The sequence below is a fragment of the Verrucomicrobiia bacterium genome (assembly GCA_035946615.1).
GTDB lineage: Bacteria > Verrucomicrobiota > Verrucomicrobiia > Limisphaerales > UBA8199 > DASYZB01.
In genome coordinates this window covers 38,973-65,631 of the sequence record DASYZB010000125.1, presented here as the reverse complement: position 1 = coordinate 65,631, position 26,659 = coordinate 38,973, and the positions used below count along the sequence as shown (strand labels likewise).

At 59.1% G+C, this 26,659-nt stretch carries 15 protein-coding genes; 9 read left to right on the top strand and 6 right to left on the bottom strand.

Going from position 1 to position 26,659, the window contains the following annotated elements; all coding sequences use genetic code 11:
• Positions 1-325 precede the first annotated feature (325 nt).
• The 3 genes from VG146_18560 to VG146_18550 all read right to left on the bottom strand — a co-directional run bounded on the left by VG146_18560 (position 326) and on the right by VG146_18550 (position 8,604).
• A complete protein-coding gene (locus tag VG146_18560) occupies positions 326-4,459 on the bottom strand; it encodes a protein kinase (protein ID HEV2394356.1) in 4,134 nt (1,377 codons plus the stop codon).
• An 87-nt stretch (positions 4,460-4,546) separates the two neighbouring features.
• Positions 4,547-5,236, bottom strand: a complete 690-nt coding sequence (locus VG146_18555; GenBank protein ID HEV2394355.1) for a sigma-70 family RNA polymerase sigma factor — start codon at positions 5,234-5,236, stop codon at positions 4,547-4,549.
• Between the two features lie 92 nt (positions 5,237-5,328).
• A complete protein-coding gene (locus VG146_18550; GenBank protein ID HEV2394354.1) occupies positions 5,329-8,604 on the bottom strand; it encodes a DEAD/DEAH box helicase in 3,276 nt (1,091 codons plus the stop codon).
• Between the two features lie 255 nt (positions 8,605-8,859).
• Here VG146_18550 and VG146_18545 point away from each other — a divergent pair, with 255 nt between their 5' ends.
• Positions 8,860-9,831, top strand: a complete 972-nt coding sequence (locus VG146_18545; GenBank protein ID HEV2394353.1) for a hypothetical protein — start codon at positions 8,860-8,862, stop codon at positions 9,829-9,831.
• Between the two features lie 176 nt (positions 9,832-10,007).
• On the top strand, positions 10,008-11,135 hold the full coding sequence (locus tag VG146_18540; GenBank protein ID HEV2394352.1) for an ATP-dependent 6-phosphofructokinase: 1,128 nt from the start codon (positions 10,008-10,010) through the stop codon (positions 11,133-11,135).
• A gap of 360 nt (positions 11,136-11,495) precedes the next feature.
• Here VG146_18540 and secA read toward each other — a convergent pair whose 3' ends face one another.
• The gene (secA, locus tag VG146_18535; protein ID HEV2394351.1) at positions 11,496-14,591 is read right to left on the bottom strand and encodes a preprotein translocase subunit SecA; all 3,096 of its coding nucleotides are present in this window, start codon (positions 14,589-14,591) and stop codon (positions 11,496-11,498) included.
• 177 nt (positions 14,592-14,768) lie between these two features.
• Here secA and VG146_18530 point away from each other — a divergent pair, with 177 nt between their 5' ends.
• The 3 genes from VG146_18530 to sulP all read left to right on the top strand — a co-directional run bounded on the left by VG146_18530 (position 14,769) and on the right by sulP (position 20,026).
• Positions 14,769-17,159: a YfhO family protein gene (locus VG146_18530; GenBank protein ID HEV2394350.1), complete on the top strand. Its 2,391-nt coding sequence runs from the start codon at positions 14,769-14,771 to the stop codon at positions 17,157-17,159.
• Positions 17,160-17,918, top strand: coding sequence for a TSUP family transporter (locus VG146_18525; GenBank protein HEV2394349.1), 759 nt, complete (start codon positions 17,160-17,162; stop codon positions 17,916-17,918).
• 392 nt (positions 17,919-18,310) lie between these two features.
• On the top strand, positions 18,311-20,026 hold the full coding sequence (gene sulP / locus VG146_18520) for a sulfate permease (GenBank protein HEV2394348.1): 1,716 nt from the start codon (positions 18,311-18,313) through the stop codon (positions 20,024-20,026).
• Between the two features lie 119 nt (positions 20,027-20,145).
• Here the strand turns inward: sulP and VG146_18515 are convergent, their stop codons facing one another.
• Positions 20,146-21,330 (bottom strand): sulfite reductase subunit alpha, encoded by a 1,185-nt coding sequence (locus VG146_18515; protein HEV2394347.1) that lies wholly within the window; start codon positions 21,328-21,330, stop codon positions 20,146-20,148.
• A 492-nt stretch (positions 21,331-21,822) separates the two neighbouring features.
• Between VG146_18515 and gcvT the strand changes: the two genes are divergently transcribed.
• The 4 genes from gcvT to lipA are packed head-to-tail and all read left to right on the top strand — an operon-like array spanning position 21,823 to position 24,577.
• The gene (gene gcvT / locus VG146_18510) at positions 21,823-22,962 is read left to right on the top strand and encodes a glycine cleavage system aminomethyltransferase GcvT (protein HEV2394346.1); all 1,140 of its coding nucleotides are present in this window, start codon (positions 21,823-21,825) and stop codon (positions 22,960-22,962) included.
• 25 nt (positions 22,963-22,987) lie between these two features.
• Positions 22,988-23,374, top strand: a complete 387-nt coding sequence (gene gcvH, locus VG146_18505; GenBank protein ID HEV2394345.1) for a glycine cleavage system protein GcvH — start codon at positions 22,988-22,990, stop codon at positions 23,372-23,374.
• A 59-nt stretch (positions 23,375-23,433) separates the two neighbouring features.
• Positions 23,434-23,706, top strand: coding sequence for a glutaredoxin family protein (locus VG146_18500; GenBank protein HEV2394344.1), 273 nt, complete (start codon positions 23,434-23,436; stop codon positions 23,704-23,706).
• On the top strand, positions 23,684-24,577 hold the full coding sequence (lipA, locus tag VG146_18495; protein HEV2394343.1) for a lipoyl synthase: 894 nt from the start codon (positions 23,684-23,686) through the stop codon (positions 24,575-24,577). The genes VG146_18500 and lipA overlap by 23 nt, the downstream gene beginning before the upstream one ends.
• Here lipA and VG146_18490 read toward each other — a convergent pair.
• The gene (locus tag VG146_18490) at positions 24,560-26,623 is read right to left on the bottom strand and encodes a S46 family peptidase (GenBank protein ID HEV2394342.1); all 2,064 of its coding nucleotides are present in this window, start codon (positions 26,621-26,623) and stop codon (positions 24,560-24,562) included. The two genes, lipA and VG146_18490, sit on opposite strands and share 18 nt — an antisense overlap.
• Positions 26,624-26,659: the final 36 nt, after the last annotated feature.

Genomic DNA, 26,659 nt, shown 5'->3' with positions numbered 1-26,659 from the left:
AAGAATGCGTTTCATAAAGGTTGCTCATCCCTCAGTGCGTTGTTTCGCTGCAAAAAGTATCAGCCAACAACCAAAATTCGGATCCGGAAGGGGCGCGCTCTCCATTTCAACCACATCGCACGGCTTATGCGTGTGGAGTGCGGCGGCAAGCGGAGCGCGACGCCGCTTTGGGATGACTCCCCCAGGCCCGTAGCATCTAAAAGCGCCGTCGTCGCTGCGCTTTGCCAGCGCACTCCAAGGCTGCTTTGAGATGCTTCCGCGCTATGGGCTGGCGAATAGATCAGGACCTTGTGGAACTCGGCCCTCCGGAGCGGCGTGAATTGCGTTAGGGTTCGGCGCTTATGGCTACCAGGAAAGGCTGGCCTGGGGTAGGTTTGTCCGAGGTAAAATCGAGCAGCCTGATTGGCACGTCGGGAAAGGGGTTGTCCCAGGTCGTTTGGAACAACCGGATAGTGTGGCCGCTGCGCCGCGCCGCCGGGTTGTTGCCAGTCCAGGCGATGACGGCTTTCATATCGTGTTCATCGGGTTGAGACCACCACTCAGCCATGTCAGTGCCGGCGATGATCGGCAGTTCAACCTGGCGCCCATCGGCGTAGTGGAAGAGGTAACTGCCCAGTTCATCGCCGGGATGGGCCCCTGCAGCGAAGATAGCGGCGTGCAGAAAATGCAGCCGGCGGCAGCGTTGGTGGAGACGAATGTTGCGGACATGGTTCGGGTAAGCGAGGCCATTGGCGGCGGTCATGCCAATCTGGATGAGCCCGCGAATATCGAACTCAATACCCCCCAGGGTGCGCACGCCTGGACCCAGCTCCGACAAATCATTGTGCGCCTCCTTTGGGCTGTGCCAACTCTCGGTCAATGGCGCGTTGTAAAAATCGGTCAGGTCGATCAGATTCGCCGGCGTGTTGGCATCGCGCGGCTGGATGCTTTGTGCGAGCTCTTGTTTGCTGAAAGGCCCTGCGTCCAGTTGCAGCACGGTTGGCCCGGCCAGTGGCGCGTCGCTCCCAGGGGGAAAGGGAGGAAGTTTCCAGTCGAGGTTTAACTTCTTGAGTTGTTCACGCAGCAGCGGCAGGTCCCACAAATCGACCTCACCGTTCCATTCAATCGCGGCCAGCCTGGCGCCGTCAGGGCTAAAGATGACCGCGCCAAGATGGGCGAGGGTGGGCGCTCTCAGAGTAGCGACCCTCTCAAGAGTGGGGACCTTGACGATCTGAATTTCGTTGGCGGCGTGAACAGCCGCCACGAGCCGCCCATCCGGGCTGAACGCCAGCGGATTGAGTTCGGACACGCGGTCGCCGGGAAGGGCCTGGTGCGTTGGCTCCCAAGAGCCCGTCTTCCAAAGCCTCAACTCCATCATGTTCGCCGTAGCCAGCCAATTGTCATCGGGACTAAACGCAACGAAGGCCGTGCCCTTGATGGGCAGTTCGCGCAGCAGTTGACCAGTCGAGGCGTCGTACACCTTGACCCCCCCGCGCTTCCAGGCGCCGATAGCGGCCCAATGACCGCTGGGCGCGATGGCGACGAATTCATCTCCCGGTTGGCCTGCCAGCTTCAGTTTGTTTGTTGGATTGGCCATATCCATCAGTAATGGCTCAAGGCCATTTGCGCTCGATGCGATGACCTTTCCACCGCCACGATCCAGCGCCGAATAGCGAAATGCTTTCTCACCCAACATGATTTGAGGCGCTCTGACCCGCAGGACCGAGCCGCTCACGGTGGACTGGAAATCCAGCGGCCACCGGTACAGCCCGGCTTCGGTGCTGGCGACCAGGCTCAAGCCTCCGTTGGTCTGAAAATGCGCCGAGTGGCATGGGGTGGTTTGTACAAAGCCGATTTCCTTGCCAGCCATAGCATCCCAGACAACAACGCCGTTGATAGTACTGACCGCGAGGAGGCGCTCATCCGGGGAGAAGTCTGCACCCCATGATCTGCGTGCTTCTCCACTGCCAAGGAGACGTTGATAACTGGTGGTGTGGGCCACTTCGAGGAGCTTGCTGGTTTCACCTTCAACCGTGTATCCCAGCGTGCTATCATCCGGGCTGAAATGGAGGTCGGTATCCTGGGTTCGATATACCAGCGCTTGCCGGTCCCTCGTTAAATCCCAGAGACGCAGCGTGCTGTCCCAACCCTCGCTGGCCAGCAAATCTCCCTGATGCGAAAAGGCCAGCACCGTGACTCGGCTTTCGTGGCCGTCAAGGCGCGCCTGCAGGCGGCCGGACTGCGCGTCCCAAAGCTCAATCCGGCCATCTTCGGCTCCCGTCGCCAGCAGGGTCCCATCGTGATTCCAAGCAAAAACAGTGAGCGCTCCCGAAGACAGAAGGGACGTGACGACCGCTCCGGAAGCTGCATCGCAAATCCTCACCACAGAACTGCCTTCTCGCAGGCCGGCCAGCCTGGCGCCATCAGGGCTGAATCGGAGCCTGTCCAGGCTGCCATCGATGCGAAATCGCTTAAGGTCTTTGCCCGAGTCAATCTCCTTGACCGAAACCGTGCCATCTGGATTCACCACCGCGATAGCCTGGCCGTCTGGCGTGAAGCCCGGATAGCCGGCGCTGGGCACATCGAGCACCAAAGCGCCGGCGCGGGATAAGTCCCAAACCCGGCAGCGCCACCCGCGGTCGCGCGTCAGGCACGATGCGGCAAAATAGCGGCTTCGGGGATCAAACTGGTGAGCCAGAAGCTGGCTGGACATATCCTCGACGTCCTTCACGGGCAGGAAGGCCAGCGCCTGGTCATCCTGAACGCGACGAACGCTGATGCCCAAAAGAGTCCGGTAGGCATACAACCCGAATAGCTCATCAAAGCAAACGTTTTCAGCGACCCAATGAGCCGGGAAACGCCATTTTTTTTGGTCGCGCAGATCGGGCAGCGCAAACGCGGCTGCTGCCGCGTCGCTCAAATCGGTTGAATTGCGAATCGCCGCTGCCTTGCTGAGAGCGTCCAGGCTTTCGAAGCGTTGTCCGGCAGCGCCGGTCAATTGCTTCGCCCGCGCTTCGCCCAACAGAGCGTCATAGAGGTGCTGTTCGGCCGCCGCGCGTTGTTTGGCTTCGCCCGCGCGGGCCGTGTCGGCCTCAGCCCGCAGCCGGCCTTGTGCGCGCTCGGCTCGCCTGGCGCGGGTCGCCTCCCAGGTGCTACCCACGGTACCGGCCACTAACGCCGAGGCGGCAGCGGCAATGCCCACAAAGACCAACTTGTTGCGCCGAACTAGTTTCCGGAATCGATACAGATTGCTGGGGGGCCGCGCCACGACCGGCTCGCTGTTCAAATGCCGCTGGAGGTCCATCGCCAGGCCATTAGCTGTTTCATAACGGCGCGTGCGGTCCTTCTCGAGGCACTTCATCACGATCCAATCCAGGTCCCCGCGAAGGACCTTGATCAATTCCTTCCTCTGGAGCAGCCAGCGGAAAGCCACTGCGTCCATCTCGGGGTTTTGCTCTTGGGGTTTTGCTTGCGGCTTTAAAGCCCGCGTCTCCCGCTGTATGGGTTGGGCTTTTGCCAATTCCATGGCCAGACGTGTCGAAGGGCGGAGCGGTTCCTTCTCTCGAATCGTTCGGCGCATCTCATCGAGACCCGCCTCGAGTAGTTCCTTTGGGTCAAAGGGGGTCTTACCGGTCAATAATTCGTAGAGCAGGACCCCAAGAGAGTAGATATCGGTGCGTGTGTCCACATCCAGTCCCTTAAGCTCCGCCTGCTCCGGGCTCATGTAGGCCGGTGTTCCGATGAACTGGTCGAAAGAGGTAAAGAGCGTTTGGTCGGTCAATCGGCCTTCAGTAGCCTTGGCAATGCCAAAATCAATGACCTTGGGCACCGGCACGCCGTCGTGAAGGGTGACCAGGATGTTCGAGGGCTTGATGTCACGGTGGATAATGCCCTTTTGGTGGGCGTGTTGAATCGCCCGGCAGGCCTGCGTGAACAAGTCAATCCGTTGCGGGGTAGTAAGAGCGTTTTCGTCGCAATAATCGGTTATTTTGACCCCGCGCACCAACTCCATAACAAAGTAAGGCCGGCCAGTCTGGGTCGTGCCGGCGTCGAGTACCCTGGCAATATTGGGATGGTCCATGAGCGCCAGGGCCTGGCGTTCGGCTTCGAATCGAGCGATCACCTGCCGCGTGTCCATGCCCAGCTTGATGACCTTGATAGCCACCCTGCGCCGCACCGGCTCCGCCTGTTCGGCCATATAGACCACCCCACAGCCGCCCTCGCCGATCTGCTGCAAGAGTTTGTAGCGGCCAATGCGGTCGCCTGGCTTTTCGCCGCCCAGCGTCCCACCCGGTTCCTTGCGGGGCTGTTCGAGCAGAATCCCTTCGCTGGCCTCATGAGCTTGAAGCAGGGCCCCGACTCGCGCCAGCAGGGCCGCGTCCTGGCCACAAGCGCCGGCCAGAAAGGCGGCGCGCTCCTCGGGGCGAAACTCGATAGCCCGACTAAACAGGGCTTCCAGCCGCTCGATGTTCGTGCTCATTGCTCGGTTGCGCTCTTGTGCAATAGTGGCGTTTTCGCGAAGCAAAACGTCTCAGCCCGAGCGCAAAAAAAGTCTCTGGCCGCCGGCTTAGCCGGCAGCCTGCAACTCCGCGAGTAGCCACGCCCGTGCGAAGGCCCAATACCGGTTGGCCGTTGCCGGGGCGATCCCCAGGGCCCCAGCGGCCTCCGGAATGCTCAGGCCGGTGAAAAAGCGCAGTTTGACCAGGCGTGCCTGCAGCGGGGCTTCGGCCTCGAACTTCTCGAGGGCCTCATTGACCCGCAGCAGGAGTTCGTCATCCGTGGTGATAGCGACGTCCAATCGGCTTAAGTCAACACGGACCAGCCCATGGCCGTGGCGCTCCCGGTGCCGCTTTCGAGCCCGGTCAATCAGGATACGACGCATGGCCTCGGCTGCCGCCCCGAAAAAATGGCCGCGCCCGTTCCAATGTTCGTGCCCTGACCCAACCAGGCGGAGCCAGGCCTCATGCACCAACGCGGTGGGCTGCAGAGTTTGGCCGGGGACTTCCTGCGCCAGCTTCGCCGCAGCAAGGTGGCGCAACTCGTCATACACTAACGGCAGCAATTTCTCCGCAGCCACTTCATCCCCGGCGCCAACCGCCTCGAGGATTTGTGTTACTTGTCCCGACGCCCCGTCCATAAATCGGTCTCGAACGTTTTGCCCGCTGCTGAATGATGGGGATTCCACATACCAAACACCACAATCGGCTAAATGGCAAGCATTGTGCGTCGAGTCGAGCATTTTCCATTGAAGTGGCACTGAATTGGGCGGGCTGGGTTGGAGCGGAACGGCATCCCAAAGCGGTAGAGGCTATCGCAGTCCAGGACGCTAGCGCGCGTGTACTGACCGGCCTAGTCCTCGGAAAAAAGATAATCCAAATCGGTCTTTGACAAGCTCCGCGCGAAGCCTTCTTCGCCGAGCACATCAGCTATCGTTTGCGCCTTGCTCTGCTGCAGTTCCCAGATTTTTTCCTCGACCGTGCCTGGGGAAATGAGGCGGTAGGCGTTGACCGTCCGGGTCTGGCCGATCCGGTGGGAACGATCGATAGCTTGGGCCTCGACTGCCGGGTTCCACCAGGGGTCGTAGAGGACCACATAGCTGGCGGTCGTCAGGTTCAAGCCGGTGCCGGCGGCGCGCAGGCTCAGAAGGAAGATCGCGGCGTTGGGATCGGTTTGAAAGGCTTCAACGGCCTGCTGGCGGTCTTTGGTTTGGCCGGTCAGGATGTGGGTGGGCATCGAACGTTGGCGGCATTCCTGTTCGAGCAGTTCGAGCATTTGCACAAATTGGCTGAAGACCAGGACCTTTTGACCCTCGGCCTGTAGCGAATCGAGCAATTCAAACAGAGTCTCGGTTTTGCCCGAGAGCGCGTCGTTGCCGACAAGTTTGGGGTGGCAGCAAATCTGGCGCAGGCGGGTCAAGGCGGCCAGCACATGGATGGTGCTCTTTTTGAGGCCCTTCTCCGCAACCGTTTTCATCACCTGCTCGCGGCTGCGGCGCAGTTCGGCCAGATACAGCTTTTTTTGCTCCTCGGCGAGCTGGCAATCACGCCTCTGTTCGATGCGTTCGGGCAAATCTTTGGCCACATGTTGTTTGAGGCGGCGCAGCAGCAAGGGGCGCAGCTTTGCTGAAAGGCGCCGGCGCGCGATGCGCTGGGCTGATTCAGCGTTCTCTCCACGCGGCTCGTAGATTTCGGTGAACTGGTCCTGGTTGCCGAGATAGGAAGGTTGGACAAAATCGACGATGCTCCACAAATCGAGCAAGCGGTTTTCCAGGGGTGTGCCGGTCAGGGCAAGCCGATGATCGGATTTCAACTGCTTGACCGAATGGGTCACCTGGGCTCCCGGGTTCTTGATGAACTGCGCCTCGTCAAGGATAACAGCCCTGAAAGGGAATTTTTGCAGGGCCTCGAGGTCGCGTCGCAAGAGGGCATAATTGGTCACGATCAGGTCATGTTGCGGGATTTGCTTGCGCAAATTGTGCCGGGCGGCCCCGCTTTCGAGGACCAGGACCTTCATGTGCGGCGTAAAGCGATTGGCTTCCCGCCGCCAGTTGTGCAGAACTGAGGCGGGGCAAATGACCAACGAGGGTTTCGGGTCCTTGGCGTTACGCCCCTTCAACCAGGCCAGCCACGCCAGCGTCTGCAAGGTTTTGCCCAAACCCATGTCGTCGGCCAGGATGCCGCCCAAATGAATTCGAGTCAGATGGCACAGAAAATCGAACCCATCCTTTTGGTAGGGCCGCAGTTCGGCCTGGACGGAGTCGGGCAGGTCCACGTCGGGAACGCCCTTAAAATCCTTGATGTGCTCGCGCAGGGCATGGGCTTGTGGCGAATCCGAGAAGCGCTGCAGTCCCTGCTCATCCAGGTGCGCCACCTGTTCCAGGCCGATCCTTTGGGCAACGGCAACCAGCCCATCAACACCGATGTCGGCCATGGCTTCATGGGCCGATTGCACCGCGCCGCAATCCAGTTCCACCCAGCCGGCATCGGGCAATTTGACGAAACGCCCCGTGGCGGCCTGGAGTCGCTGCAAATCCGCAGGAGTCAGCTTCAGGCTTTCCTGTTCCCACTCAGCCGAGATGGACAACCAATCAATGCCGCTCCCTTTGACGACCAGGCGCGGCTTGAGTTGGCGCGGGTTCAGAAAGAGCCGATGAAAGGCCGGATTGCCCAGGTAATCGGCTTCCCCAGGCCGCTCGGACCACACCCGGGCAAGCGCGCCGAGGAATGCCTCATTGGCGTCGCCCACCCACAGACCGGGTTCGGGCGTAAACCAATCCAGTTGGCGCAGCCAAAGGGCGGCTGGTTCCAGGCGCGGGTCGTCTAAAATCTCGGGTTTCTCAGCCGGCGTCCTGGCTGGTTCGTGCAACTGCCATTCGTGTCCGTTCCAGACCCAGGTGCTCTGGTCGTGCTGGCTGCGCGCCAGCAGGCGCAGACGCACGGTGTCTTCGAGCAATTCGAAAATAAATTGTGGCTTGGCGGGGTGGGTGACGCACAGTTGCGCCCAATCCACTCCATTATCCGACTGGGTTTTGCGCAGATGCATCAGCAGACGATGGCTCAGCTTTCGCACCGGGACGGACTTTTGGCTGACCCAGTGCTCGAGTAATCCCGCCGGCGGCGCATTGCGCAGCAGGTAAAAGGTCCCGCCGACAAGAGCCAGAGCAGGCCGCTGACTAAAAAACTCTACGTGAGCAAGCGATTCGTGTTGTCCACCAGACAGTGTGAGGCGGTGGGTGAAAGACAACTCGCTGGCGCCGTTTTCCAGATGAGGTGTCAGTTCAGCAACTTCTCCGCGAAAGGCCAGGGGCCGATGCGAGCCATCCGGTAAAAGCAATTCCAGGCGCGGGGTGTGGCCCCATCGGGCCAGCCATTGCAGCAGCTCGATGTCAGGCAAAATCAGTTTTGGCGCGCCATTGGCGCTCTGGCCATACATCAGCGCCAGCCATTGGATGAACTCCCAGTCTTCCGGCGCGAAGAGTTCCTGTTCGTGCGCTGCGCGAGTGGTCAGATCGACCAGTTCTCCCAGTGTTTTTATCTTTTCACCTGTTCGTGGCCGAATCAGGTGAAACTCAATGGCCAGTCGATGCCGCGCCGGGCACTGCTCGTCCGGCTCGCTTCGGCACAGGACGCTGAGCGCGGCGCGTGGTGAATCCAGATGAACTGGCCGGGTGGGGAAGAGCCAGTTCTCGATGTGCTTGATGAGTTGCTGTTCGTGGGTTGCCGCTTCGACCTGGGCGAAACGGCCAATGTTAGCGTGAGGCCCCAATTCGACCGGCACCGAGCGCTTGGCCCGCAGAAAAAGAAACGCCAATTCCTCCAGGCGCCCCTTTCCCTGAGCACCCAGCAGGCGCGGCCACCAATCCGCGCTGGGGAAATCTTTGCGCGAGAGCGAAAGCTTCTCGAAATAATCCTCGAGCAGCAACCACGCGCGCTGTGAATCAGCGCACACCGCGAAGTTCTTCAACAGAATCTCGCGCTCCGCAACCGCCGCCTTGGAATCCGACAGCTCCCGGCGCAAATCCGCCAGGGCTCCGTAGGTCTTCGAAAGCACCGTGTTGTGGGCGTCGTATTTGGACGCTTGCGCAGAACGTGACCCATTCCCGTTTTTAAGTAGGACTCTTGCCATCTGACTGAACCCGTCTATAGGTTCTATCATCCCGCCACAGAATGCCCTTGCTGGTCAATAGAAATGTAAGTGACTATTTGCATGTTAGAATTGGCTTTGCGACACCGCCGATCGGGGGTAAAAGGCGCTATGCGCATTACAGCGGCCCGAGCCTGCCTTTTAGCCATTTCGATGCTAGTTCCTGCGAATCAATCTTTTGCATCTGAAACTAAATGCCTCATCGAGTTCGGGTGGGACGAGCCAGACACGCGTTTTTTGCGCGCGCATATTGGTGAGTTACAGCAAAGCCCGTTTGCTGGTTGTGTTTTTCACGCCGATTTTGTCAAAAAAGATGGTTCCAAAGGCAGCTTCACCTGGCAGGCATGGGGTCAGCAGGAATTTAAAAACGAGGACCTGCAGAGCGCCTTTCAGGACCTGGCGAGTACGCAATTTGGGAAGTTCGGTCAGAATTTTCTCCGATTTAATACCACGCCGGGGCGGCTCGACTGGTTCGATGATCACTCTGCAGTGGTGGCCAATGCGATGCTCGCGGCGCGCCTGGCGCTAACGGGGCGCGGTCCGGGCATTTTGTTCGATATCGAGCAATACGAAGGGCCGTTGTTTGATTACAAGAAACAACGGGACGCCTCATCGAAATCATTTGATCTTTACGCGAAGCAGGCGCGGCAACGCGGGCGCGAGGTTATGGATGCTTTTCAACGGGGCTATCCCGGCCTGACGGTTTTACTTACCTTCGGCTATTCGCTGCCGTGGGCCGAATCATCCGATGGCCGGCGTTCTCTGGCTGATTGCAAGTATGGTCTGCTTGCGCCATTTCTGGACGGGATGCTCGAAGGCGTGAGAGGCCGCGCGCGTTTGATAGACGGTTACGAGCGCTCGTATGGCTACAAAACGGCTGAGCAGTTCGCTGTCGCGCGAAAAACTATGAAGCAGGACTTGCTCTCCATTGTTGCGCAGCCGGACAAATACCGGAGATTCTTTTCGATCGCCTTCGGCATTTGGCTCGACCACGACTGGCGCAAGCGAGGCTGGAACACCGAAGACCCGGCAAAGAATTATTTCTCTCCCGCCAGCCTTGAGCAGAGCGTGACCGAAGCGTTGCGCGCGACGGATGAATATGTATGGATTTATTCCGAAACGCCGCGTTGGTGGTCGCGGGAGGGCAAGCCGGAGAAGCTGCCGGAAGAGTATGGGGAGTCCCTGCGCAGGGCGCTGCTTGCCCGGTGAGAAAGCCGGCGTGCCTTTGTCGCACATCGATACAAGTTAGGCTTGCCCGCCAAAGCAACGAGGTATAAGGAACATCGAGCGGCACGCCATGTCATCAACTTTGCTAAAACCTTTCCTGACCTTTTCGCTTTGGCTTTGCATGGGGCTCGAGCTGCTGACTTCCTCAAGCTAACTCGATGAGCAAAAGCAAATGCATTGGCGTTCTGACTTCGGGCGGCGATAGCCCCGGCTTGAACGCCGCCATTCGCGGAATCGGCAAGGCGGCCCTTGGGTTTTATGGCATGGAAATCATCGGCTTTCGCGATGGGTTTCGGGGCCTGGCTGAGGACCGGCGCATCCGGCTCGAGAAGGAGGCTTTGGCGGGCATCCTGACGGTTGGCGGGACGATTCTGGGCACCAGCCGAGACAAACCCCACCGCATGGCCATCGATGGCCGCATGCTCGACATGACCAAAGCAATTCTCAAAACCTACGAGAAACACGAACTGGACGCGCTGGTCTGCCTCGGGGGCGGCGGCACTCATAAGAGCGCCCTGTACTTGGCCCAGCAAGGCCTTAACATTCTGACCTTGCCAAAAACCATTGATAACGACCTGGTCCTGACCGACGCCACAGTGGGATTTGACACGGCTCTGGGGATTGCGACGGAGGCCATTGACCGTTTGCACAGCACCGCCCACAGCCACCACCGCATTGTGGTGGCGGAAATTATGGGGCACCGCGCAGGCTGGCTGACGCTCGGCGCCGGCATTGCAGGAGGCGCGGATGTGATCTTGATTCCTGAGGTTCCCTACGACGTGGGGAGCATCGCACAGGCCATCCGCCGCAGGAGCAAGCACGGGACAAACTTCAGCATCGTCGCCGTAGCCGAAGGCGCCATGAGCCGCGAGGACGCGCGCGCCTTTCAGATGGCCGAGCAGAAAAAGGAAAAAGCGCGCAACAAGCTCGAACGCAGGGCTGCCCGGTTGGAGTTGGATGCCCTGGAAGCCAAACACCGGGGAAATACCTTCCGCCTGGCTCAGCATCTCGAGGAACTCACGCACTTGGAATCCAGGGTAACGATTCTGGGCTATGTTCAGCGCGGAGGCACCCCTTCGGCTGCCGATCGGCTCCTGGCAACCCGCCTCGGCACCGCCTGCGCAGATTTAATTCACGAGGGCGTGGTCGGTGTCATGGTCGCCGCCCGCGGCGAAGGGACCGACCCGGTCCCTCTTGAGAAGGTAGCCGGCAAGCGCAAAACTGTGCCAGCAGATCATCCCTGGATTGCCAGCGCCAGAAGCGTGGGGACGAGTTTGGGGGATTAGTTCCTAATATGTCCAATTCTTCGGGTCCAGAAAACCAGCCTGGCCGCACACCGCCCCGAAAACCATGGCCCAAAAATGTAGTCAAAGGTCAGACTGTCTGGAATTGGATCTCCCGGAGGTCTAATTTTGGAGCACGCTTGGAAAGGAAACGCCGAATTCCCGGATTTTGACGAGCCGACTTTCCACGGCCGCATCATCGCCGCTTGGCTCGGTAAAAGCCGGCTTCAACAACGCGCGTTCCTACTCAGTCAGAATCCGCCTTTCTCGCATAACGTCACGAGCGTGCTTGGTCAATTCATAATCCATCTGACGCGACAAGTTTGGCGGACTGAATCACTTGCGCGCTTTCTCAACGGCCAATTATTTCCCACAGCAGTGCTTATATTTCTTCCCGCTCCCGCAGGGGCAAAGGTCGTTGCGCCCAACTTTGGGACCCGCGCGAACGGGTCTGGCCTTTTCCACGGCGGCGGCGGCTTCGCTCACAATATCGCTGCCCTGGGGAGGGCCATTACGTGGGACCTGGGCGGCGGCCATATCCGGGTCCGTTGGGGCGCTGCCGCCAAACGCGCTGGTGGATTGGTGTGTCGTGCGCTGAGGGACATTGCGGAGGAAGTTCTCGAACGCCATCAGACTCGACGCGCTCCGGAAGATGTTGTGGCAAACCTCGGTTTTGATATTGACCATCAACTCCTCGAAAAGCCCATAGGCCTCGGCCTTGTACTCGATGAGCGGGTCGCGCTGGCCGTACCCGCGCAGGCCAATGCTGTAGCGGAGGCTGTCCATTTCATACAGATGCTCCTGCCAGAGCTTGTCAATCGCGCTGAGAATTGTGTAGCGCTCGATTTCCTTTAGGGCCACCGAGTTTTCGAAACTGGCCTTGAGGTCATAGGCCTTGCGGACTTGATCGGAAATGAATGTGCAGGCGGCGAACTGGGCCGGGCTGAGCCCGTCAAAAACGGAACCGGAGACGGGGTTGTCATGGCCGGCCTCGGCGGCTTTGGCGATTTCGCTTTCCGGCATGCCGAGCGGGAAATTAAGGTTTACCCAATCCGAAAGTCCGCGGAGCTTCCAGTCATGCAGGTCGGCTTCCGCAGTGGTGAACTCCTCGACTTTCTGGATGACCACTTCCTCCATGATGTCCATCAACCGGTCCCGCACATCCTCCGCGCGTATGATCTCGTTGCGGAAGCCATAAACGACTTCGCGCTGTTTGTTCATCACGTCGTCATATTCGAGCGTGCGCTTGCGGATTTGGAAATTGTGCTGCTCGACCCGTTTCTGGGCCGACTCGATGGACTTGTTGAGAGCCCAATGCTCCAATTCCTGGCCCTCTTCCAGGCCCATGCTTTCCATGTACTTGACGATTTTGTCCGAGCCGAACAGGCGCATCAAATCGTCTTCAAGCGAGATGAAAAAGTGCGAGGAGCCGGGGTCGCCTTGCCGGGCGCAACGGCCACGCAACTGGCGGTCAATACGCCGGGACTCATGGCGCTCGGTGCCAATCACGTGCAACCCGCCCGACTCCGCGACGCCCGTGCCCAGCTTAATATCAGTGCCGCGGCCAGCCATGTTGGTGGCGATGGTGACAGCCCCGCGCTGGCCGGCCCGGGTGACAATCTCAGCCTCCTGCTGGTGGTATTTGGCGTTCAGAACGGAATGAATAATCCCTTCGCGCTTCAGCATCCGTGACAGGTGCTCGCTGACCTCGACGGAAATCGTCCCGACCAGGATTGGCCTGCCCAGGCCGTGAATCTCCTTAATCTCCTTGAGCACCGCCGCGTATTTCTCGCGTTTGGTTTTATAAACCGAATCGTTGGCATCTTTGCGCGCAACGGGCTTATTGGTCGGAATAACCAGGACACCCAGTTTATAAATATCGAGAAACTCGGAGGCCTCCGTCTCCGCGGTGCCGGTCATGCCGGCCAGCTTTTGGTAGAGGCGAAAGTAGTTTTGAATTGTAATGGTGGCGAGGGTCTGCGTCTCGCGCTCGATGGTGACGCCTTCCTTTGCCTCGACGGCCTGGTGCAAACCATCGCTCCAGCGGCGGCCTGTCATCAGCCGGCCTGTGTTTTCATCGACAATAATGACCTTGTTCTCCTGAACGACGTACTGGACATCTTTCTGGTAGAGGCAATAGGCCTTGAGCAATTGCGAGATGGCATGGATGCGTTGGGCCTTGGCTTCATATTCCTGCTGCAGCTTGGCTTTGGCCTCCAGGCGCTTGCGCGCGTCCGCCTCCGGCCCGGTGTCAACCTCGTGCAGCGCCGTGCTCAGGTCCGGCAGCATAAAGGCATCAGGGTCTTTCGGACTGAGGTAACTGCGCCCCTTCTCCGTCAGGTCGGCTTCGTGGCTCTTTTCGTCCATGGCGAAAAAGAGATGCTCTTTTTCGGCATACAGATCGACCTTCTTCTGGTCGGCATGGAGCTGAAGTTCGGCCTGGTTCATCAGGCGCACATTCTCGGGGTTTTCCAGCAGCTTGAGAAGGCCGGCGGACTTGGGCTCGCCGAGCTTTACGCGGTAGAGCAGCAGCCCAATCTCCCGTTCCATGGCCTGGCCATCCTGAACGTTGGAACCGTCCTCCGGGCGAAGCTTGGCCAGCAACTGCTCGGCCTCCGAAAGGAACCGATTGCAGAGCCGTTCCTGGACCTGGAACAGCGATTCGACCTGCGGCTTGAAATTGGCGTATTGTTCGTCAAACGTGACGACTGCCGGGCCGCTGATGATGAGCGGGGTGCGGGCTTCATCAACCAGGATGGAGTCCACTTCGTCCACGATGGCGTAGTAATGGCCGCGTTGGACCTGCTCTTCCTTGCGTTGGGCCATCCCGTTGTCGCGCAGGTAATCGAACCCGAACTCGGCGTTGGTTCCGTAGGTGATATCGCAATTGTATTGTTCGCGCCGCACAGAGGGCGTCTGGTCGTGCAGGATGCACCCAACCGTCAGCCCCAGGAACTTATAGACTGCCCCCATCCATTCACTATCGCGGGCGGCGAGGTAATCATTGACCGTGACCACATGGACCCCGCGGCCAGTGAGGGCATTGAGATAGACCGGCAGGGTAGCCACCAGAGTCTTGCCCTCGCCGGTAGCCATTTCCGAGATTCGGCCCGAGTGGAGCGCATAACCGCCAATGAGCTGCACATCAAATGGGATCATCTCCCATTTGAGCGGGTGTTCGCGGACAATGATTTCTCTGCCCCAAAGGCGCCGGCAGGCATTCTTGACCACTGCGAAGGCCTCGGGAAGAATTTCCGCCAGGCGTTCCTTGAGCTGGTCATTATCTTCAATCTTCGAAAGCTCTTCTTTCCAAGCAGCGCTTTTTTGTTGCAGTGCTTCCTCGGGAAGTTTCTGCAACTCCTCCTCAATAGCGTTTATCTTCGCCACCAATGGGCGAGCCCGCTTTACTTCCCGGTCATTTTTGGAGCCGAGAATTTTCTTTACGATAAAACCAATCATGGTTTGCTGTCGAAAACTCAGACGCTACGAGAACACTGGCAAGGCGTCAAAGACTTAAAGAGGATACGATAAAACGGGAGAAACTCAAGGGCTGCGCGGAAACCTAAGGGCACGTGGGAATCATTCAGCTCCGAGCGTTGCTTGCCTTGCCTGCCTGGCTCTCTTTATCGTGTGCGGGTGCAGCAGCCAGCCGCTACGACCCACATTGAGCCCAGCCGCCTCCCGGCGGCTGAGCCGGGAGCATGGCTGACGCCTGGCCGGTTCGCGCTCATTTTGACTGTGCTCGTGTTCGTCTCCTTCCCGCAGGTCGTGCTCGGCCTCGAAACATTCGTCATTCGCGACTACGGCTTTTTCGCATTCCCTCTGGCTCATTACCAACAGGAATGTTTTTGGCACGGCGAGTTGCCCTTGTGGAATCCTTACAACAACTGCGGGGTCCCCTTTCTTGCGCAGTGGAACACCATGCCACTCTATCCGCCGGCGTTGATTTACCTCCTGTTCCCTTTGACATGGTCGCTCAGTTTTTTTTGCCTGCTGCACCTGTTCTGGGCCGGGCTGGGCATGTACGCCCTGGCCTATCGTTGGACCGGCCACCGGCTGGGTGCTTCCGTGGCGGGGGTGATATTTGCCTTCAACGGCTTTTCATTGAACCTGCTGATGTGGCCAAGTCATATTGCAACGCTGAGCTGGATGCCTTGGGTGGTCTGGAGCGCCGAGCTGGCCTGGAGCCAGGGGGGACGGCGTCTGCTCGTTGCCGCCGTTATCGGTGCGCTGCAAATGCTCGCCGGCGGCCCGGAAACGATCCTCCTGACCTGGCTGCTAGCGGCGGCACTCTGGGGTGTGCAGGCCATCCGCTGGCTTAGCGGGCGGCCTGAAACTGGGGGAGCCACCACAAGGGGACCCGAGCCGTCCGTCGCGCTAGGCGGATTCCAGGCTGCTGCGCTCTGGCGTTTCCCGCTGTTAGTGGCGCTGGTAGCCGCGCTCACAGCCGTGCAAATTGTGCCGTTCCTCGACCTGGCTGCCCACTCCGAGCGCCAGCAAGGCTACGCCGACGCCCGCTGGTCCATGCCCGCTTGGGGTTGGGTGAATTTCCTGGCCCCCATGGTCTTTGGCAAAACCTGGAACGAAGACTTGTTTTTTCAGCACGGCCAGTTCTGGACGTCGTCCTATTATTTGGGGATTGGGGCATTGCTGCTGGGGTTGCTGGCAATCTGGACCGTGCGCCAGTGGCGAGTCTGGCTGCTGACCCTCGCCACCTTCATCGGACTGGTGCTCGCCTGCGGCGACCAAACCCTCCCCTCACGCTGGCTCCGTCACCTGATCCCGCAGTTGAGCCTGATTACCTATCCGGTGAAATTCGTCGCAGTGGCTGTGTTCTCCGTACCCCTGCTGGCCGCGTATCCCTTGGCGCAACGGTCTGGCTTGGCCGGCAACGACTCGCGTGCCTGGCATCGGCGATTACTATTCGTCGCCAGCTTGCTCCTGGTGCTCATCGCGGGAATCCTGTTCTGGGCCTGGCGCTGGCCCTTTCCGCTTGATGATTTCCCTTTGACTCTGCGCAATCTCAGCCGCGTGGGCTTTCTTGTTTTGGTAACGATTTTGCTCCTGGCTTCGGGCCGCAGTTCGCGGCCCATGCTGGGCCAGGTGCTTGCCGGGTTGTTGCTCCTGTTGCTCTGGCTGGATGTATGGACCCATGAACCGCCCCAGAACCCGACGGTCCCCACCTGGATTTACCAACAGGACCTTGCGCGAAAGCAACTCGCGATGAACCCGCAACCAGCCTTGGGCGGGTCGCGCGCCATGGTGCAGCCGCTTGATGAAAAAAAATTCCTGCAACTCACCTTGAAGGACCCGAAGCAAAACTTCCTCATCAAACGCTTCGCCTACTTCTCGGATTGCAACCTGCTGGACGGGGTTCCCAAGGTAAACGGCTTTTTCTCGCTCTACCCGCGCGCCTCCGGCGAACTCTATTCCGTTCTCTACGGCTCAACCAATCCCATCCCGCCCGCTCTTGCTGATTTCCTTTCGGTTTCCCAACAGACCGCCCCGGTAAGGGGCGAGCAAGCAGACCCCCACAATTTATGGCGGCCCCGGACGAATTTCATGGAACTGGCCACAGCCGGGCAAAAACCGGTTTTCGCTGATGAGAACCACGCTCTGGCCCTGGTGGCCAATGGGGCTTTTGACCCGCGCCAAATCGTGCTTCTACCGCCCGAGTCCAAGGGGGGTCTCTCGATTAACAGCCCCACCCGGGCGCGAGTGGTCCGGCAGCAGTTCACCCCGCGTCAGATCGATCTGCAAGTCGAGGCGTTCGAGCCTTCGCTGGTGGTGCTTTCCCAGACCTATTACCACCCCTGGCACGCGTATGTGGATGGGCATCCACAACCGCTCTTGCGAGCCAATTATGCCTTTCAAGCGCTGCAAGTCGGGCCTGGCAATCACCAGGTGCGCCTGGTGTACCAGGATAATGCTTTTCGCGCTGGCGCACTGATCTCTGGCCTGGCTGCCCTCGCGTGGGCAGCCGGATGGTTCGCCTCCCGAAAGCGCAATGCAATTCACCTTCCCTGAGTGATTCAGCCCTGGCATCTCCCGTTGCTATTCGCCACTGGGTTGGTGGCGGGCTTTGTCGATGCCATCGCCGGCGGGGGAGGGCTTATCACCCTGCCGGTCCTGTTGGGCCTGGGCTTTAGCCCGCAAGCAGCCCTCGGCACCAATAAACTCCAGGCCACCTTCGGTTCCGGAAGCGCCGCATGGCACTATGCGCGCGCCAAAACAGTGGCGTGGCGGGAATGCGGACGCGGGTTTGCCTTCGCCTTTCTCGGCGCGGCTGCCGGGACGCTCTCAGTGCAGCGGGTGAATCCGTCTTTTCTCAAACAGGTTATTCCCTTTTTGCTGATCGCTGTTGCCCTCTACACGTTGTTCAAACCGCGCCTGGGTGCTGAAGACATTCAACCGCGGGTGTCGCGCTCGTGGTTCGATGTCTGGGCCGGACTCCTGCTCGGGTTCTACGACGGCTTTTTCGGCCCAGGCACCGGGACATTTTGGGCAATGGCCTGCATGCTGTTCCTGGGCCTGAATATGACCCGGGCGACCGGCTACACCAAGGTGATGAATTTCGCCAGCAATAGCAGCTCGCTCATTTTCTTTCTCGTGGCCGGACAGGCCTATTTCGCTGCCGGACTCACGATGGGGGCCGGCCAGCTCGTCGGGGCGAGGTTCGGTTCGCGCATGGTTATTGCCAAAGGCACAAAGTTCATCCGGCCCATATTCATTACTGTGGTTTTGGCAATCACCGCAAAGCTCATTTATAACAACTCTGGCTTATGACCCGGCTCCGGCCAATCGCTGTGCCCGGAAAAGGCTTCGGACCCGCCACGAGGTTAGGCTCCATTCCCGCATCTGGCCGGGCCAAAACCAGCGGCGCGGAGTTCCGCGAACTTCCGCGACTAAAACAAAAGATTCTTTCTCCAGAGGCATTCACAGATTCTCTCAGGCGCCCCCGCAAAAAATTTCGAAAGGATTGCTCCCAGTCGCGGCAAAATGGGTTTTGGGGATGCACCAATGGGTGCCGAGTGTAAACCAAACCCAAGGCCCGGTCTAAGAGCGCCAGAGACTGACGCAGTCCAAGACGCTTCGCGCTCAGCAAGACTGGTCGGTTGCCTCTGATAGTTTTGCATTCTCTGTTGGATTGCACCCGTCGCTCCTGCTAAAAAGACCCGATGCCAATCCGTTCCACGCTGCTGCGCTTATGCCCGGGACTGGCGCTGTTTGGCGAGTACCGCCGGGACTGGTTGCTGGGAGACCTGGTCGCCGGAACCAGCGTGTGCATTGTCATGATCCCCTCTGTCATTGCTTATGCCGAATTGATCGGTCTGGCGCCGGAGCATGGACTTTATGCAGCGCTGGTCCCACTGCTAATTTATCCGCTGTTCGGCAGTTCGCGGCAGGTGATCGTCGGGCCAGACATTGCGATTTCTCTGCTCATCGCCAGCACCATCGGCCCGCTATCTGGCGGCGATGTATCGCGGGCGGCTTCACTGGCGGCGACTCTGGCTTTACTATGCGGGCTTCTGTTGCTCATGGGGGCGCTGGCCAACTTCGGCGCGGTGGCTGATTTCCTTTCCAAACCGGTGCTGGTCGGCTACATGAGCGGGGCGGCCCTGATTCTGATGGCCTCGCAGCTCAGCCCTCTTTTTGGAATCCCGCTGGCGCATAATGATTTCTTCCCACATCTGTTCGAACTGGCTGGCAAACTGCCCCAAACCCACCCGCAGACATTGCTGCTTGGGATCGGACTGATTGTGTTGCTCGCGTTGCTGCGCCGTTTTCTCCCAAAAATCCCCGGCGCGCTGGTGGTGTGCGCGATTGGCATTGGTGTCTCCATCGAGTTCCACCTGGAACAGCGTGGCGTGAGTGTTGTCGGCTCCTTTCCTCGGGGTCTGCCCCGAGTCGCCCTCCCGCATACCCTTTGGCGGGACGTTCCCACTCTGCTGCCGGCCGGCATCGGCATCGCCCTGTTGACCTACACGGAAGGGATACTCCTGGCGCGCGCCTTTGCGGCCAAAAACGACTACGAAGTCAGCGCGAACCGGGAACTTAAGGGTCTGGCTTTCGCCGATCTGGCTTCGGGCCTTTTCCAGGGATTCTCGATTACCGGCAGCCAGGCGCGCACCACCCTCGCCGATTCCGCCGGCGCCAAAACACAACTCACCAGCCTCGTCGCCGCTTTCATGTTGAGCCTGTTTCTGTTGTTTTTGACACCCGTGCTGGCGCACCTGCCGCAAGTGGCTTTGGCAGCTATTCTCATTTATGCCGCCTTCGGGCTGGTGGAACTGGACGTGCTCGGGCGCATCTATCGCTACTACCCGCGGAGCGCCGCGGTATCAGCGCTGACGACCCTGAGTGTGTTGGCGGCGGGAGTCGTTCCGGGGATTCTCTTTGGCGTGGCGCTTTCGCTCATGGGCCTTATCCACAGAATCTCCAACCCGCCCGACGGGGTTTTGAGCGAGGTCCCAGGTCACGGATTTCATGACCTCGGCACGGCCGGCGATGGGCAAACCATCCCGGGCTTGATAGCCTATCGCTTTTATGCGCCGCTTCTGTTCTCAAATGCGGGCCACTTCGTTGAGCGCGCGCGTCGCCTGGTGGCGGCGTGTCCGCAGCCGGTGCGCTGGTTTCTACTGGATGCGCAGGCGATTACGGACATCGATGTCACAGCGCTGGATGCTTTACACAACTTGCGCGAGGAGCTTGCCCGCAAAGGCATCAGCCTCAAAATCGCCCATGCCAACCCGCCGCTACGCAGGCTTCTCGAAAGGACCGGGCTGGCCGATGAGATCGGGCAGGGCAGTTTTTTTGCCTCCGTGCATGAGTGCGTTGCAGCGTTCAGGGAGCAGCCTGAGGAGCGTGGGACAGAGACGACAATCAGCCTTTAGCCTGAACATTTCATACTCGATTCCGGGTCTCATTAACACCGGGGCTTTAGCCCGATGAACGGACTCGTTTTACGCGTTTGAACTGTTTCAATTCTATTTGTAAAACCTGCCCTCGGGGCTCAGTAAACATCTCTGAGATACCGCCGCTCGGTTCGCATCAAGGTGACATTCACATATTCCGCAGCGGCTTCGGGCCCCAACCCGCCGTGGCGTTGAGCAATTTGGATGAGGGCCTGGTGCGCGTCCTTTGCCATGTGCTTGGCATCACCGCAGACATAAAAGTAAGCCCCATTCTGCAGCCAGGCCCAAAGCTCCGCCCCTTGTTCGAGCATCCGATGCTGCACATAGACCTTCTGCTCCTGGTCGCGCGAAAAGGCCACATCCAGCCGGTGCAGCTTGCCTTGCTTTTGATACGACAGCCATTCGTCCCCATAAAGGAAGTCGGTTGCCTGATGCTGTTCGCCAAAAAAGAGCCAGTTCCTTCCGGTGGCTCCTTCGAAAATTCGCTGTTCGAGGAACGCCCTGAATGGAGCAATCCCTGCTCCCGGTCCGCACATGATAATATCCCTTGACGCATCCTTAGGCAGGCGGAATGTGCGTGATTCCTGCACATAGACCGGGATGCTCTTTGCAAACAGATCGGCATGGTCGGCGAGAAAACCGGATGCAAGGCCCTTTTTAGGGCGGCCATGGGTATCGTAGCGCACCACCGCAACGCAGAGATGGACTTCCCCGGGATGGGCCTGCAGGGACGAGGCAATCGAGTAAAGCCTGGGAACGTTCGGGGTCAACTGGGCCAGAAAGACCTCTGGCGACTCGAAACTCACCTCGTCGAAATCCATTAACACATCGACATAATCGCGCGTATCGATGTAGGAGCAGAGCAGTTCGCTGTTATCAACGATCTCCATCAAACGGTTGCGTTGCTCGCCCTGGGGCATGCGCTCCGCCAGGCCGCTGATGACCTTCCGGTTCGCCCGATTGATTATATAGTCCTGGAGCAACGTCTGGCGCAAGGTGGTGGGCTGCCCCCTCGGGTCGTTGACCCGCGTATTCGGATCAAATTCGAGGCATTGCAGCAATTCATCCACCACGGAGGGAGCATTGCGGCCAAACGCGCCGAGAGAATCACCCGGGGTGTAGGTCAACCCGCTGCCCTCCAGCCGCAGGACGAAGTGGCGGGTGTCCTTCTGCGAGCCGGGGCGGGTTAGCCGTTCATGCCCAATTAACTCGGCCAAAAATGGGTGCTTGCGCGAATAGGTTTGCGCGGGGGGGCTCGTCGAGAGATCAGTCAGGCTGCTCATAGTTTGCGTCGTGCACGGGACCAACAGTTCATTTTTCCAGTCATTTAATATTTATCATAAGTACGCCTATTAGCAATCCCGGGAGCTTGGGTGCAGAGGAGCAACAGCGGAGCACGGGTGCGTGTCCCGGAGGGGCATCCGATAATAGCCCAACGCTTCAGCGTTGGGGACGGGGCGTTGGAGCCCTTAGTCCCGGAGGGACGGCTGAACCTGGACACTTACGTTCTCCATTCAGCCGTCCCTTCGGGACTTCACGCCTCCCAAACGTCTCCCCAATGCTGAAGCATTGGGCTATTCTCGATCATTCCTTCGGGATGAGAACAAAGACTAGTGGCGTTAGGCGTCCTCGCCCGGTGGCTGAGACTTGCAGAGGAAGCCGCCAGAACTCGCAGCGGGGACGGTTGCGCCGCGAGCGACTGGTCAGTGCGCCCTTTACACCCGCCACCCTTCGTACTATGTTCCCTGCCGAATTTCGGGAATGGATTTTTGAAGATGAGACGCACGCCCCTGTTTAATGCCCACCAGCGGCTGGGTGGCAAGCTGATCGAATTTGGCGGTTGGGAAATGCCGGTGCAATACACCAGCATCACGGACGAGCACCTTGCGGTGCGGAATGCCGCCGGGCTGTTTGATATTTCGCACATGGGCGAGGTCCGGCTGAAGGGGCCGGGCGCCGCCGGGTTCCTGAATCACGTGCTGACCAATGACATCACAAAACTGAGGACCGGTCAGGGGCAATACACGCTAATGTGCAACGACCGGGGCGGGACGATTGACGATTTGTACGCCTATCGACTGGCAGAAAACGAGTATTTGTTGATCATTAACGCATCGAGGATCGAGGCCGACGTTGCCTGGCTCAAAAAGGAATGGAGCCTCTTTCCCCAATCCCAGGGGACTGTTCTGGAGAATATCTCGGACCAGACCGGGGCCTTAGCTCTACAGGGCCCTCGGGTGGCACATTTCGTTGACCGCTGTTTTAGCGGCCCTTCTCATGGCGGGACTGCGGCGCAGAAGGTGACTGACTTGGCGAAAAACCAAATTGCCGCATTCGATTTTGAAGGGCGCGAGGTTTGGGTCTCGCGCACCGGCTACACCGGCGAGGATGGGTTCGAGGTGGTGGCCCCCGCCGGGTTCATAGAAGCGGTTTGGAATAACCTGCTGGCAGCGGGCAAATCCTGCGGATTAAAGCCCGCGGGGCTGGGCGCGCGCGATACCCTGCGCACCGAGGTCTGCTACCCACTTTACGGACACGAGTTGGATGAACACACCACTCCGATTGAAGCGGGCCTGAGTTTCTTCGTGGCGCTCGATAAAGGACAATTCATTGCCCGCACGGTTTTGGCTGAACAAAAGGCCATAGGCGCGACCCGCAAACTGGTGGCTTTCAAAATGACCGATAAATCACCTCCACCGCGCCCGCATTATCCGATTTGGAGCGCTGGACCGAATTCGGCCCGGCTCGGTGAAGTGGCCAGCGGCACGCAAAGTCCCTCGCTGGGAGTAGGAATCGGGCTGGGTTTCGTACCGGCGCATCTCGCCAAGGCCCAAGCGCCTATCGAGATTGAGATCCGCGGCAAACGCTTCCCGGCTGTCATCGTTCCAAAACCCATCTATCGCAAAACCAATTGATCTCAAAAAATCCAACCCAAATCTTATGGCTCACATTCCCTCAGACTTGAAATACGCCAAATCCCACGAGTGGGTGCGGGTGACGGACGGCGTGGGCGCCGTCGGCATTACCGACCACGCCCAGCACGAACTCACCGACGTCGTGTTTGTCGAATTGCCACAAGTCGGCAAAACCGTCAAAGCCGGCGAGGCCTGCGCGGTGGTGGAATCGGTCAAAACGGCCAGCGATATTTATTCCCCGGTGAGCGGAGAGATCACCGAGGTCAACCCGGCTGTGACGGCCAATCCGGCGCTGGTTAATACCGAGCCCTACACCGGCGGCTGGTTTTATAAGGTCAAACTCTCCAATCCTTCTGAACTGGCCGGCTTGCTGTCGCCGGAACAATACGAGGCGCAGGTCGGCGGAAAATAGAGGGCCTGTCGGGTCAATCCCAATTTGAAAAGGCGCCGGACATCCGCCACTGTAACGGTGTGAAACAGAAACAAATTCGATTGTTTATCAAACCTTATTGCGAATGGTGTCATAAAGCGATGCGCTGGCTCGATGAACGGAATGTGGATTATGAAACAATTGATGTCATGGCGGACGAGGCTGCCTACGACGAGATGATTCGCCTTTCAGGACAGGAGCTGGCGCCTGTTATCGATGTGGATGGCGAAGTCCTGGCGGATTTCGGCCCGGATCAGCTCGCGGATTTCTGGAACAGATTGGAGAAAAGGAATGCCCGCACTGAATCCCGTTAAAGCCCCTGAGCGGCCACGCCTGCCGGAATGGCTGCGTATTCGGCTCCCCACCACCGATGGGTTCGCCCACACCCGCGCCCTGCTGGATGAGCTGAACCTGCATACCGTCTGCCAAAGCGCCAAGTGCCCCAATCATTGGGAGTGTTGGGCCAAGGGCACCGCGACATTCATGATAGCGGGTGACCGCTGCACTCGGGCCTGCGGCTTTTGCGCTGTCACCACGGCCAAGCCGCTCCCCCTCGAAGCGGACGAACCCCAGCGCGTGGCGGAAGCCGTCCGGCGCATGCGCCTCAAACATGTGGTCATTACGGCCGTTGCCCGGGATGATCTCCCGGATGGGGGCGCCGATCATTTTTGCAAAACGATTGAATTCGTGCGCGCATTTAATCCCGAAACCGTTATCGAGGTGCTGACCCCCGACTTTAACGAGCGCGATGCGGCCATTGAGGCGGTGCTCTCCGCTAATCCGCACATATTCAATCACAACCTCGAAACCGTGCGGCGGCTGACCCCTTCCGTGCGCTCGCGCGCCACCTACGACCGTTCCCTGAATGTTTTGCGCAAGGTGAAACTCAAACGCGGCCAACAGGTCTTCACCAAATCCGGGCTCATGCTGGGTTTAGGTGAAACCGAGGAGGAACTCTTCACGGCGCTCGCAGACCTGCGGCAGATTGGATGCGACATTTTGACCTTGGGACAGTACTTGCAACCCACCTTGCGCCATCTGCCGGTGAGAGAATTTGTGCCTCCGGAACGCTTTGCCGAGTATGGTAGCCGTGCCCGGGCGATGGGCTTTGTGCATGTGGCCAGCGGCCCCATGGTCCGCAGCTCCTACCACGCCGACGAATTCAATCTACGGAACCGAACCTAATTCCTGTACCAAAGCCCGCGCATTATAAACGCGGTCCAACGCTTCCAGGATTGCGGCTGAATCAACTGAGAGCGCGCACCCTTGTTTATCGCTGAAGGCAAAATCCCACGGAAGACTTTCGAGGTTGCCATCAAAAATGATGCCGACGAATTCACCCGCGCGATTGACCACCGGGCTGCCGGAGTTGCCTCCGATGATATCGGCGGTGCTGACAAAATCGAGCGGGGTCTTCAGATTAAGGCGTGACTTGCGCTTTTCCCACAATGGCGGCAACTCGAAGGGCGGGCGATTCTTCATCTCCTTTGCTCGTTGATAAAGTCCGGCAAACGTTGTGAAGGCAGGCACGGGTTTAGCGTCCTCTTCATACCCCTTCACGGTGCCAAAGGCCAGGCGCAGGGTGAACGTGGCGTCCGGATAGCCGGCTGTGCCAAAGAGGGCATTGCGGGCCCGGGCTATCGCAGCGTGGGCTTGCTGCTTCACCTCGCCTTGGGCCTCGGCGACCTTGCGCAACTCGCGGGCTTCAGGATCGACCAGGCTCGCCAACTCGATCATCGGGTCGTGCGCCGCAGACACCGCCGCAGCGCCGCCTTCGAAGAGCCGTTTGCGAAACGCCACATCACGCGCCTGCGTGTTTTGAATCAGTTCGACGGCGCGATCCCGGGGCGCTTTGCCAGCAAGGACCTTTTGCACCAGCGGGTCTTTATCGCCCAACTTGGATGCGAGAAATGTCAGGGAATCTGACAGCGTCAGGACTTCGAGGTCTGTATAGATCGGTTTGGTCGAAAAGAGCGCCAGTTCGAGCGAAGGCAAGTTGGAATCAAAGAACTCCCGGAGGCGTTCGCCGTTGGCCTTTGGCCGCTCCTCGCCTGAGCGCAGCAATGTGCGAGCGATATGGAAGCTATCGCAATTGAATGCCAGGCCGCCTTCGAGAAGACTGGAATGCACGGCCTGTGCCGCAAGGACTCTGGTTGCTTCCGCTATCTTGTCGTAAGCCGCCAGTGCGCTCGCAAACTCCGCTTTGCCGGCCAACTGCGCTTTAAAGTCAGCCTCGGCTTTGGCCTTGGGCCCCATCAAGTCGGGATCGAGCAGGCCGGCTAGCTGGCCGTCGAGGGCTTTGCGGGAGTTTTTCACCCCGAAAAGGTGTTCCTTAGCCCGCCGCGCATTTTCCTCGTTGCGTTCGCTCCAGTTGCCCAGGAGCACTTCGAGCCGCTTGAGAATGCACAGCCGAAAGGGCAGGGCCTGGTCGCGCGCGTTTTCCAGTTCGGACATCGTCAGAAGCCGGGCCGTGCGGGCAGGATTGCCGGAAACAAAAATCAGTTCCCCATCCCGCGGGCCGGATGCGGAGAATTTCAAATAATCCTTCACCTTCGCCGGCTTGCCGTTTTCGTAGGCGCGAAACAGGCAGATATCGAGGTCATACCGTGGAAACTCGAAATTATCCGGGTCGCCGCCGTAGAAGGCAATTTGCTGCTCGGGCGCAAAGACCAGCCGCACATCCGTGTAGCGTTTATACCGGTAGAGCTGGTAGGCGCCCCCCTGCCAGAGCGTGATGACGTCCGAGCGCAGCCCGGTTTGCGCGAGCGATTCCTTCTCGATTTCCGCAGTGATCTTGCGTCGCGCGCGAAATGCAGTGCCCGGGTCCGCGTCTTTGGGCACAGCGGCATTGACCCGCGCCGTCACGTCGTCAATCGACTCGAGCACATTCAATTCCAGGTCGAGGCACTTGACTTCCTCAGCCTGCGTGCGCGCGTAAAAACCTTCTTTCAAATAATTCTTCTTCTCCGAACTGAGCTTCTGCAGGGCGTCGGCGCCGACATGGTGATTGGAGATGAGCAGGCCATCGGGACTGATGAAGCTGCCCGAACCGCCAGAGTTAAAACGAATCGAGGATTTTTGAATGTGCTCCAGCCAGCCATCGGTTGGGTTAAACCCGTACCGTTCGCGCAGGAGTTGGCGTGGCGGCTGGTTGAAAAGCCACATTCCCTCATCGGCGCAGGCCTTGAAGACCAGCAGAGCCGATGCCAGAGCCAGTAGTGGAGCTTTCATTGTGGTTGGTAATCTAACTGAAAGGGATGCCGGGCG